Raw genomic sequence first — 12,129 nt, forward strand, 5'->3', positions numbered from 1 at the left:
TTAACCTCCAAACTTATTTTTAAATATTCGTTTTGATGGCTTTCCATCTATGTTATAGCGCACAACAAATTTGCTAGGGCGTTTAGATTCCCCATCATATACAGCTTGTATATCAACCTCGACTTCTTTGGGTGGTTCTTCTTTTAAAGCCTTTGCCCATTTATTTTCCATGCTCTTCCAAGCACCTTTATTGAGATTGCCATCCATAGCAGCATAATTAATTTGCTCACCCGGACCATTAAAAATTGAAGCGATTAAATGTCCACCTTCATCGTCGTCCAGTCCATCTTTAATACCATCAACTTTACCTGCTTTAGCTTGTTGGTATGTATTCCGATCGGCTTTTGACAAGTCCAGTTTACCACTAACAGAATTTACACGTCCAAGTTCATCGGTGCCGTATGTATAGTTACCAACTTCATACTTGCTATTTGGCTGTAATTTGCCATTAAGAGCTTTATTCCAACCACCTTTTTTACCTGGGTCTAATTTTATTACATCGTCTAACTTTTTAACCGCAGGCTCGAGTGCTTTATCTGCCACTTTACCTGGTATAAGTGCAATACCCGCTGTCGCAACCCCAGTAGCTGTTACACCTGTGTCTACCATTTGGCTTATTGCCTCGGCAGCATCTGCAAGCCCTTCAACGAACCATTCAACTGGTGTAATAGCAACAGGGGTTATTGCATCAGCCATAGGATCGTTATGATCATACGCAGGCACTTCAATTGCTTTAGTTTCTTTACAACTAAGTCCTAACGGATCCACCCAATTCACCGGATTCGGCGCATATTGATAGTGATTTATGCCACCCACTAAGCCTATCGGGTCTTGGTTTATAAAGCGTTGTTGTTTGGGGCTGTAATAGCGGTAGCGGTTGTAGTGTAGGCCGCTTTCCTCATCAAAATATTGTCCTTGAAAACGTATTGGCTGAGTGAAGCTGTTTTCTTTATAAAAGTCAGCATGGGTTTCTGGTTCTTCATAGCCGTACACATCGGCGTGGTTTTGCCATACAACTTCTGCGTTATTGTTTGTAACAAAACGTGGGGTATTTAGTTGGTCTAGGTGGTAGTAAAACAGCTCACCTTGCTTAATCAGTGCGACCGGGTGAAATTGATTGGGTAAGTTGATGTACCAAGTATACTCGCCGTGCTGGTATTCACCTATTAGTTGGTCGTTATCCCAAATATAATCAATCTTGCCATGCTCAGTCTGCTTAGCGATACGACGACCCAGTGGGTCGTAGTCGTAATGTGTTAGCGTGCCGTTGTTGTTAAAGCTGCTTAATTGGTTGAACGCATTGTATTCACGGTGCGTTTTTATACCTTTGCCCGTTTCACGTACTTGGTTACCACAGTCATCGTATTCAAAATCGCTATCGCCAAAATGGGTTAACCTGTCGGCATCGACTTGGCTATGTGTAACAGCATCATTAGCTTCTTGTTTATTGACTGCTTCATCATGCTGCGCTTGAGTTTGGCTAATCGGGTTACCAAAGCTGTCCCACTGAAATTGCTTGGCGGTTTCTGGCGCTTGTGTATCCGACTTTGCATCAGCTAGATTTTGCTGAATTAACTGGCCAAGGCTATTGTATTCAAACTGTGTATTTTGGCAGCTAATGCCTTGTTCATCACGCGCAATAAGTTGATTAACCGCATCATATTGATAATCACAGCTATCAAATAATGTGTGCTCTGGATGCGTTAGTTGCTGCTGCGTTAAACGCCCAAATACATCAAATGTCTGATTAAGGGTAACCTGATTACCGAAACGTTGAGTTTTGATATTATTTTGGCTGTCGTAGCCAAGCTCGACGAGTTTAGCTAACTCACCATCCGCTCGCTTTACCTGTATAACACTTAACTGGCCAAAACTATTGTAGTTATAATAAAGGGTTGTTGAGTCTGGCAAGGTAAGAGACTGTCGTCTGCCATAGTCATCGTAGCTGTATGCGAGTTTATGGGTTTGAGACTGGTTGTGAATTTGCTCAACACTGAGTAGTCGTCCACCTTTATCAAACGACTGTTTAATCGTTGATTGCTCATTATGAGCACGCGCTATTTTACCCTCTGGCGTATAACTGTAATGGTTAGCGTTATTAACGATGTGTTTATTTGTGGCTAGACTTGCGTGCTGCGAAATAACGCGGCCTAGCTTATCACGCTTAATATTTACATGGCGTTTGTCGCTTTGCGTGACAGCCTCTAAACGATTACATGCGTCGTACTTAAATTGCTGCTCAGTACCATCAAACCCCGTGATTTGTGTTGGGTTTTCGTTTGCATCGTAATTGATGCGATAAATATGGCCGTCACTACGCTCGATTGCGGTTAAATTTCGCTCTTTATCATACGTTAAATGCAGTGCACTGCCATCTGGCTGTATCACGCAGTGAGGTTGGCTTAGTCCCTCAAAGTGCTGCTCTGTGGTATCACCATTACCGTTTTTCGAACTAACTAACCTACCAGCATCATCATAAGAATAAAGCTGTTGTTGTTTGTTATCAGGGTTACTTTGCTCAAACGCGGTTGTTTCAACTAGTTGCCCTTGCGAATTATATTTATATTGAGTAAGCAGACCTGCTTGGTTAATGGTTGCATTTATACGACCGAGGTTATCGTAGCTATAACGAATGAGCTCATCATTATGCTGCTTTGCAAGTAGCTCACCTTGTTCATTCCACGTGTATTTTAATACATGACCATTTGGCGTGACATGCTGGGTCAAATTACCTTGTTTGTCGTAACTGTAAAGTGCAATTCGCCCATCTGCTTGGGTTTCACTTTGTAATAACCCTGAGGCACTGTATTGGCGTTTAATCTTCTCGCCATTTGGCAAAATAACAACGACTTGTTGACCAAGTTGGTTATAACCAAATTGAGTGCGGTTACCATCAGCTTGGGTGACTGATTCAAGTTGGCCGTATTCAGTGTAGGTATAAAGCGTTTGATGACCTAGAGCATCAGTTTGCGCTACTTTTTGCCCTAGCGAGTTGTAATCATAGCGCGTGATATTACCGTTGGCATCAGTGTGCTCAATCAGCTTACCTTGCTCATTGTGCACAAAGTGCTCTTGGTTGCCGCGTGAATCTATACTGGTTGTTTTATTGCCTTGATACTCGAACCGATAACAATAGGTGTTGTCATCCCCCCACTGTTTAATACATTTGGCATCATAACCATACGAGTCCCACTCAAAGTGATGACTAAAACCGCTTGCTCTGGTTCGCTTTATTAGTAAATTTGCAGCGTTATATTTATAACGCTCTTGTTCAGCAAATTGGTTTGTTGCCGCCACTAAGTTTGACTGTTCATCATACTCATAACTGGCTAATGGCTGATCTAAAAGAACTAATTTTCCTTGTTCATTAGTACGATAAGCGTGCACCGTTTTGAGCAAACCGTGCTTATTATATTTCAGTACACAGCCGCGTACTTTGTTTACTTCAATACGTTGTAAACGCTCCATCGAATCATAATAAAAACGGGTGCTTTGACCTTTTTCATTGATGATTTTTTCGAGCAACCATGCTGATCCACCCGGCATAAAAGTCAGGTGTTTATCATCTGGTGTTACTAATACTTGCTTGCCATTTTCTTTGTAATGAAGCACCAAGTTACTACTTAACTGATAACTCGATTGCCCCGGCTTCACTTTTTCAAACTTATGAGTCGCACCATGTTCGTCGTGATACTCAAGCCAGTAGGTGCCCTTTTTCTTTGGGCCCACTTTCGGCGGTGGTAGGTAATGCTCGGTTAATTGCACTAAATAATCGTGACGCCAGCCATTACCCAGTATTGTTTTTTGATTACAGTGCGACGAACGATACAACCGACGCCACGTTAAAGGCCTATTTGCGGCTAATGAGAAGTCAGTTAAAGGAAGAATTTCTTCGCCTGTTAGCATCGAAACCGGGTCTGAACGGCATTCTTGTTCTGTTATAGGCGTTTCACTTGCGGTTGTGTTACTGGCACTGCCCTTATTGCTAGCAGGAGCTTGTGTTGCTTTTTTGGCATTACTTGGCACAGCCGAAGACGCTGAACTGCTACTTTGCGATGAGCGCGTATTATCACTGACTTGAATGGTGCTTTTTACTTGCTGCTGGTAGCTCGTAATGGCACCTGAGGTTAAGGCTTTTATCAAAGCCGATGCAGTTTCGCGCGCTGTTGCTTGCCTTGGACAATTAATACCAGCAACATTTAACAATTGAATAAGATCTAATCGTTTAGCAGCATCGCCACTTAATACCGCGCCAACCTCTGCTACAAATTTGTAGGCACTATCCGGCGTATTCGTTGCGACAGCAATAAAACCACTGGGGGCTGGCTGTTTGGCTAACACGAGGCAGATGGGATAACGTGTTCCCTGTAACACAACTGCTTTACTATCCATTAGTTGCACATTTCCTTACTTATCCATAAGTATGACGCGACGGCTTGGTACTTGTTGTACTCTTGCGAAATTATTAACGCCTGCCCAAAACGCTCAGCATAAAGTGAGCTATTTGTCAGGCTTGCGAGGTTTACAACCCCTTCTATTGCTCCCATTTTGCCTAATTTATAATTAGGAAGTTGGAACATCGTTTGTTCATTAATTTTTTTACTTAAAACAGGTAAATAACTTACCCAATCATCACTTTCTAGGCCATTACCTGGGGCAAACACTAAATCTATTTTTTGTTCATTTAGCGATAAAATATGTTCAAGCTCTGCATGTATAGGCTGATGCTTTGCTATATCCACAGAAGAACACATGCTCGTAGATTGCAACGCCCAGCCTACCTGAGTAAATTCAACACATGCCTTACAAGCCGCTATACCTAAATATTCAAAGCCGTTATGCTTTGAGGCTTTAAACACACCATCAATTGCTACCACATCAAAAGCACTAAAATTTTGCTCTTTAGCTAATGCAATCGCACTGTGCATAGCGTTTGCGCCTTCAAAAATCATCTGTTCGACAGCAATGCCATAACGCTGCTGAAGGCTATTTATAAATAGTGTCTTATGATCAGTTTGAAAAGGCAGTGCCGGTAATAACCAAATTAACGGTTGCTGCACGTCTGACTCTTTCAATACTGACTTTGCTTTTACAATACAGTCATAAATAAAGGCATCAAATGAATGCCAGTTTTGCACTTGCTCATGACCCGAGCTCCCCTCTAGTATTAATACTTCTGGGGCTACTTTATAAGGTGTATCAAACTGCTGTATTGAAATTTTAAATGCACTCAATGCTAACTCGCTTGACTATTTCGACAGTCATATTTAAGCGCATTTAAAATTGTAATCACTTGCCAACTGAAAAAATCAACACCTTGCAGGCTTGCTACACTGACAGGTCTATTCATCGCAAAGCCATAAACCAGTGTTTGATCATTAAATTTGATCTTTTGCTCTGGCCAACTCAATGCAAATTGGCGCTGAAAATCAACAACCGCTTGCTTACAGTTGCCAACCTGAATTTGAGTATTAAATGCAACTAATTCATCGAGCTGACTACCTAAGCAGCGTTTAATACCAGCAACAAGATTCTTGGCCGGCCTCACTTCGGTCAACAGCGCAACAGCCATGGGGACATATTTTGTTGCCCCAGTTTGCAATAGCACCACAATAGCTTGCTCTCGAGAAAACTGCTGGCTCACATAGTTGCAAACAAAGTTCACCCTTTGTGGATCTAGCAATAATAGGTACACAGACATTAACGGTGAATTAATCATCGCAGCCTTTTCAAATGCGTTTACTGTTTCTTGCATTTCAGGCATATCTGGCAGCTGTTTTACAGCACGTTTTATTGCTTTATAAATAATCGCCTTTGTATCTGAATTACCGTATACATTTGCCCAATTCAAAAAGTCGCTATTGGCGGACCCACTTATTGTTAAGCTTTTCTCCAAAAGCTTATTTTTTAAAAGCGAAAACTCATGTCGGTTTAATAACCCCAAAAACCTCTGCTTTTGAGAGTTCGACATTAATTGCAGCGCAACCAAGCACACTTCAGCAATGTCATCTGATAAAGCTTCCTGCTGCTTTAACGTCTCAAGTTCTTCAATAATGCGTTGCACCATTTCAAACTTCACATTGCTAGTACCCTGATATGCCTCTACTTTTAAAGCTAACTGCTGACGAACTTGAGCAATAAACCCAATGCTATAAAAAGCACTTTGCTGCATCACATTTAAATTTGAAAGAGCTGCTTTATGCTCATTTAAAATGAGTGATAACACCTTATCCACCGATTAAAACCGTCGGGTTACCTAAAACAATTTTGCCGCCATGTGAAGTACTGTCTCCCATTCGAGCAGCGGGTTTCCCGTTTATTTTGACTGTACCCGAACCGCTATTAATACTATCTGGCGGGCCTATACAAACAAGCATGTCACCTTGTCTTGCAGCAGGCATATTGCCTATTAATACATTGGCAGATCCTGCCACAATGGGTCCACCTACGTGAGGTACCTGTGCTGTGACTTTTGGACAAACATGCATATGCCCTAACGTTGAAGCGGGTTTTCCCATAATGCCTTCCTTGTTGTTGGCTATTCGTTTAAAGGAATAACTTGTAACTTATTTGTGCACACGAGTTTTGCCAACTCCTGCGCTATTTCGTCGTACGAAAGATCATTTATTATTGAACTTGTGTGTGTAGCGTATTGGTAAATATGCGACAACACATTGCAACTATTGAGTACAGGGTGAAGGTTTATAAAAAATTGCTCAGCAAAATAACCATCAAGGCTCTTAAAATAATCTATTGGCAAGTTCAAAAACGGATCATCTGGGCGGTTTACACAAAGACACACCAAATGAGGAAGCCCATAACGGCAATAAACGGTAAAGCCATTACTTGCTGCGCCATGCACGACACCTGGTTGAAGCGTATTATGTAATTCCATGCTAGTTCAACTTGATCATGCCGGCAGAAAGGGTAATTGCACTCCCATCAACCTTTACGTTACTGCCTTTAATATTGATATTTGTGCCTTCGATAGAAATATTACCGCTACTACTCATAGTAATTTTTGCCGATCCGGTCTTAATAACGATTTCTTTCCCAGCTTCGATATTGAGTGATTTACCCACTTTCAGCGTGTCATTTTCACCAATATCAACCGTGCGATTCACTTTTACTTTGGCATCATCGTTGTTGCCCACTTCAAGAAAACGATCATTATCAATTTTTTCTTTTTGATCATTTTTTACATACAGCTGCTTATCTTTTTCTGCTTGCATGTAAACAAGCTCACTGCCCTTTTTATCTTCAAAACGCAGTTCATTAAAATTATCTGCACCACCCTCTTTTGTTGAGCGTGTTTTTATACCGCTTTGTGTTTTATCTGCAGGTAACGCATAAGGAGGCATTAAGTCAGCGTTGTATACTGCACCACTAATGATTGGCTGATCAGGGTCACCATTAATAAAGTCGACTAACACTTCTTGCCCTACACGAGGAAAAAAAAATGCGCCCCACTTTTTACCGGCCCAGTTTTGTGCAACCCTGATCCAGCATGAACTTTGCGAGTCTTTTTTACCTTCTCGGTCCCAATCGAACTGCACTTTCACACGTCCGTATTGATCAACCATAATTTCATCTGCGCTGTCGCCCGTCACTATGGCTGTTTGCACACCATGAATAACAGGCTTGCGCATGCTGTGCGCTGCACGATATGGCACATCTTTTGGTACACATTCAAAGTGATTGGTAAATACTTCTTGCGCGCCAGATTGCTGAGCACCCGATTGATTTGGCACCGTAATAGACGTTAGTAAAGATGTGATAGCAAATGTTTTACCTTCTAGGCGCGGGTCTTCATGTTTTTTAAAGCTAAATAATTTACCTACTGAGAATGAACGGCAATCACTTCTACCGCTACTTAACTTCATATTACGCTGTAATGATTCAAGTTGTACGGCTGCCAAACCTGCAGCTCTTGGGTGGGTTTCGGCTTCAGCGGTATATTCAAAAATTTCAGCAACTGACTGGGTCGGTAAATCTGCTTTTTTGTGATCGCCATCTGGGTATCTTGGTGGTTGTTTAAAATCATAGCCAATACGCTTGTAGCTGCCAGGCGCTATGCTTAAACCACCTTGCCATTTATTAATGTGTGACTCACTGAGGTGACCAGAGGTAAACTCTACTTTTGCTTCACCGCACTCTTCGTAAGCTGTTATATCATCAGCGAGTACGAGCGTATGTGCACTGTTACTATGCTCGAAAAAATAAAAAATACCTTCTTGCTGAAATAAGCGTTGAATAAAGTCAAAATCTGACTCTTGGTACTGAACACAATACTCGTACTTAGGATACGTTTTAGTTGTATTATCTTTAAAAGTGACACTATGTTGACCAAATAAATCGGCAAAAATATCTTTTATTGTTTTCTTTTGGAAGATCCGACTGTTTTTGCGGTTTCGCATTGATGCTGCGAAAGGCACAATAGTGGCGTGGTAATCTATATAATTTTTTTGCTCATCAATATCAGCTGTGCGGCTACCATTAGATACTAATTGGCTAACTATGCCATGAAAATAACGCTCACCTGCGCTATCGGCATTCTTTACTTTAATAGAAACAGGTTTTCCCACCAGATCTTCATGCGCTATTTGCGTGCCTATAGTGAACATATTCACTGACATCACAAACAAATCAGACATAGACTCTTGTACCACCAGCCGAGTTAAGTAAAGTGCATCTTTACCAGCTGGCGTATTAATCTGAATTACATTGTTATCTTGTGTTGCTTTTTGCATTCCATGCTTCCTATTCCTAAAGATCAAAAAAGCTCTGAGCAAAACTCAGAGCTATTAGGTACTGCAAAAAATTACATTTGCTGACCTTTAACACCGCTGTAACCATAAACAAGTGGTGCAGTGATGTTATTTTTGTCGTCAGTAGGAGTAACAGTCATCATCATTTCTGTGTAGCTGATAGTGATTGTTTCAACTGGACGGTCATTTTGAACAGATACCGAGTAGCTAGAAATCATTGCATCTGTAAGTTCGATTTTCATGATTTCTTCAACTTTATCACCTTGCTTAGTGATGTGGAAAACAGCCGGTAGGCCTTTACCAATTGTCGCTTCTTTGAAAAGGTCTGGAGACGCTTTATCTTGAAGTTTAGTGATAGTTACATCACCTAAGCGAGTTGAGCTAGATTCACGGTCCATTGCTGTACCAGTGTGTGCTGAAATTTCACGACTAACGTTCCAATCTAATGATAAAACTGTGATTAAATCTTTAAAAGACTCAGCAGTAGTTTCGCCTTTAATTGAACCGTATTTTAAATATGTATTTGATTGCATTTGATAATGCTCCTTTTAATTTATAAATAATATCCATTATATTGGATCATTTACTTTTGGTTTCCCAAAATTCCTTTGAAATCATTATCTCTAACTGTGCAACGAAAAGGTCTTCAATATCCTTTCCCTAGACGAAGACAATGTCTCAATGTTCCATCAACTAATGAAGACGGACAAATTATAATCCGACTCCAAAAAAGAAACAAGAAACTAATTTAAATATATTAATTCATATTAACAACAAATGAATAATCATTTAAATCTAATAATATACTATTGATTTCACTACCACTAACAAGACTATCAAGTAAAGATTCAGATAATAATGGCAAGACATTATTTTGCAATAATGCGTGAATATTTCTTGCACCCGAACCAGAGTCATTACAATTGTCAACTATATAATCTACAACAAGATCTGAATATAAAAAATCAGATTTGTAATTTTTGTTAACTCTATTTTTTATTTTACTTAATTGCAGTTTTGTAATTTCTGCAAGAGTTTCTTTATTTAGTGGCAAATATGGTATGACATTGATGCGGCCGAGGAATGCAGCTTTAAATACGTCAAGTAAATCACTTTGAATAGCCTTTTGCAGACCCTGAACGCTTGGCGCTGTTTCTTCGTCTTCAAATAAGCTCATTGTTGTATCAGTACCCACATTCGAGGTCATGATGATAATCGTGTTTTTGAAGTCGATATCTCTACCTTCTCCATCTTTAATTGTACCTTTGTCAAATACTTGGTAAAAGATGTCATGTACACCTGGGTGCGCTTTTTCAATTTCATCTAGCAAAATAACACTGTATGGCTTACGTCTGATCGCCTCTGTTAATACGCCACCCTCGCCGTAGCCTACATAACCAGGAGGTGATCCAAGTAGTAACGATACTTTGTGCTCTTCTTTGTATTCTGACATATTGATGATTGTGATGTTTTCTTCACTGCCATATACCTCATTCGCTAATGCAAGTGCCGTCTCCGTTTTACCAACACCACTTGGACCCGCTAGCATAAAAATTCCATTCGGACGGCTTTCGTCAGCTAATTGCGCTTTGGATGTCTGTACAACTTTTGCAATTAACTCCAACGCATGATCTTGGCCAACAACACGCTCTTTCATTGTGCTTGCTAAATTAAGAACACTCTTCACATCATCTTCATGCATTTTGCCAACAGGGATACCAGTCCAGTCAGAAATAACTTGCGCAATTAACTCATCATCAACCTGCCAATGCACCATGTTCGAATCATATTTGGCTAAGCTTTCTTTGCATTGTTGAAGCTTTTCAATTTCTGCACTTGGCTGTTCTGTTTCATCATTCAGGCCCGTGATGACTTCTTTTACATCTTTAATAAGTGACATTTCATTTTCGAATTGCGACTTTAATGGTGCAAGCTGCTCAGTAATTTGCTGGCACTTATTTGTTAAATTCTCAAGCACCTCACTGTGATTTAATCCTGTGCGTTGCTCACGAGTTAACATATTAATTTGCGACTCTATTTCTGAGCGTTCATTTTCAAGCGTTTCGATTGAATTAGGTGTTGATGCTTGGCTCATTGCAACCCGAGCGCATGCTGTATCAAGTAAACCAACAGCTTTATCAGGAAGTTGTCTGCCAGTAATGTAGCGGTGTGATAAATGCACTGCGCTTTCTAGTGCTTGCTCGGAAATGAACACATTATGGTGTTTTTCCATAACAGGCACTAAACCACGTAACATCGCAATTGCTTTTTCTGGTGTAGGCTCTTCCACTTTAACGACTTGGAATCGGCGAGCCAATGCTGCGTCTTTTTCAAAGAACTTTTTATATTCAGCCCATGTTGTGGCTGCAATTGTTCTGAGTTCGCCGCGAGCTAGCGCCGGTTTTAAAAGATTTGCAGCATCATTTTGACCAGCTTGGCCACCACTACCGATCATTGTATGCGCTTCATCGATAAATAAAATAACAGGATTTGGGGTATTTTTAATTTCCGATATTAAAGACTTTAGTCTATTTTCGAATTCACCTTTCATACCGGCGCCGGCCTGTAATAAAGCGAGATCTAGGGTGTGAATTTTTACATTTTTTAAAACATCTGGAACACTGCCTTGAGCAATTCTTAGCGCTAACCCTTCAACAACTGCGGTCTTACCTACCCCTGCTTCACCAGTTAGAATGGGGTTATTTTGTCTACGTCGAGTAAGAATATCGACCATTTGTCTAATTTCAAAATCACGCCCCAAAATTGGATCTATTTTTCCTGCTTTTGCCTGAGCCGTTAGATCAACTGTAAATTGATCTAAACTCGGCGTTTTAGAACTTGTAGATACCGATTTTTCAGCCTGACTATTTACCACAGGGCTTTGTTCTTGTGACTTTGCGACCATTTCAGGCCAAGCATGCAATAATTGCCCTGCTTCTATCTTATTAAACTCTTTACTACAACGACTCACTAAACTTGCTAAAGTGTCATCTTTTACCAGCGTGTAAGTTAAGTAAGCACTACGAATTTGTGTATCTGTAAAATCAATGCTCGTACTAAGCCACGTTTGCTTGAGCAAACTGGTAACATGCATCGATAAGCTCGGTGATGAGTTACAACCTGTTTTGTGCATTTCTAAAGACTTATTCAAATCATTTTTTAATGAGTCTCGATCAATATCGTAAGCGCTCAAAATAATTCTAAAGTCATCTAGTTGTTGCTCAAGCATCGCTAGTAACCAATGCTCTAATTCAACAGTGAAATGACTTCGGCTATTACAAATTGCAACAGCCTGTTCAAGACTCTTTTTGCACTCTGGGCTTAGTTTTTCTACGAGTGTATTTAGCGTCATTGTAGACAT

Annotated in this window: 8 protein-coding genes; all 8 read right to left on the minus strand. The window is 40.5% G+C overall.

Annotated elements, in window-relative coordinates:
• Entirely contained in the window at positions 1-4,392 is a 4,392-nt protein-coding gene (locus QUE86_RS16935; protein ID WP_286260704.1) for a DNA/RNA non-specific endonuclease, read from the minus strand.
• Positions 4,392-5,234, minus strand: a complete 843-nt coding sequence (locus QUE86_RS16940; protein WP_286260706.1) for a hypothetical protein — start codon at positions 5,232-5,234, stop codon at positions 4,392-4,394. The genes QUE86_RS16935 and QUE86_RS16940 overlap by 1 nt, the downstream gene beginning before the upstream one ends.
• Before the next feature lie 2 nt (positions 5,235-5,236).
• On the minus strand, positions 5,237-6,226 hold the full coding sequence (locus QUE86_RS16945; RefSeq protein WP_286260707.1) for a hypothetical protein: 990 nt from the start codon (positions 6,224-6,226) through the stop codon (positions 5,237-5,239).
• Between the two features lies 1 nt (position 6,227).
• Positions 6,228-6,518 (minus strand): PAAR domain-containing protein, encoded by a 291-nt coding sequence (locus QUE86_RS16950; protein WP_105181737.1) that lies wholly within the window; start codon positions 6,516-6,518, stop codon positions 6,228-6,230.
• A gap of 20 nt (positions 6,519-6,538) precedes the next feature.
• The gene (locus QUE86_RS16955) at positions 6,539-6,895 is read right to left on the minus strand and encodes a hypothetical protein (RefSeq protein WP_256853972.1); all 357 of its coding nucleotides are present in this window, start codon (positions 6,893-6,895) and stop codon (positions 6,539-6,541) included.
• A gap of 1 nt (position 6,896) precedes the next feature.
• A complete protein-coding gene (locus tag QUE86_RS16960) occupies positions 6,897-8,750 on the minus strand; it encodes a type VI secretion system Vgr family protein (RefSeq protein WP_256853973.1) in 1,854 nt (617 codons plus the stop codon).
• 71 nt (positions 8,751-8,821) lie between these two features.
• Positions 8,822-9,301, minus strand: a complete 480-nt coding sequence (locus QUE86_RS16965; protein WP_105181734.1) for an Hcp family type VI secretion system effector — start codon at positions 9,299-9,301, stop codon at positions 8,822-8,824.
• A 224-nt stretch (positions 9,302-9,525) separates the two neighbouring features.
• Positions 9,526-12,129 (minus strand): type VI secretion system ATPase TssH, encoded by a 2,604-nt coding sequence (gene tssH, locus QUE86_RS16970; RefSeq protein WP_286260708.1) that lies wholly within the window; start codon positions 12,127-12,129, stop codon positions 9,526-9,528.

The organism is Pseudoalteromonas apostichopi (genome assembly GCF_030297135.1).
Lineage (GTDB): Bacteria > Pseudomonadota > Gammaproteobacteria > Enterobacterales > Alteromonadaceae > Pseudoalteromonas > Pseudoalteromonas apostichopi.

Excerpts from the sequence above, each read along its gene's own strand:
- QUE86_RS16960 (WP_256853973.1), bottom strand. The coding sequence starts at position 8,750 with ATGCAAAAAGCAACACAAGATAACAATGTAATTCAGATTAATACGCCA.
- QUE86_RS16935 (WP_286260704.1), bottom strand. The coding sequence starts at position 4,392 with ATGGATAGTAAAGCAGTTGTGTTACAGGGAACACGTTATCCCATCTGC.
- QUE86_RS16950 (WP_105181737.1), bottom strand. The coding sequence starts at position 6,518 with ATGGGAAAACCCGCTTCAACGTTAGGGCATATGCATGTTTGTCCAAAA.
- tssH (WP_286260708.1), bottom strand. The coding sequence starts at position 12,129 with ATGTCTACAATGACGCTAAATACACTCGTAGAAAAACTAAGCCCAGAG.
- QUE86_RS16955 (WP_256853972.1), bottom strand. The coding sequence starts at position 6,895 with ATGGAATTACATAATACGCTTCAACCAGGTGTCGTGCATGGCGCAGCA.
- QUE86_RS16965 (WP_105181734.1), bottom strand. The coding sequence starts at position 9,301 with ATGCAATCAAATACATATTTAAAATACGGTTCAATTAAAGGCGAAACT.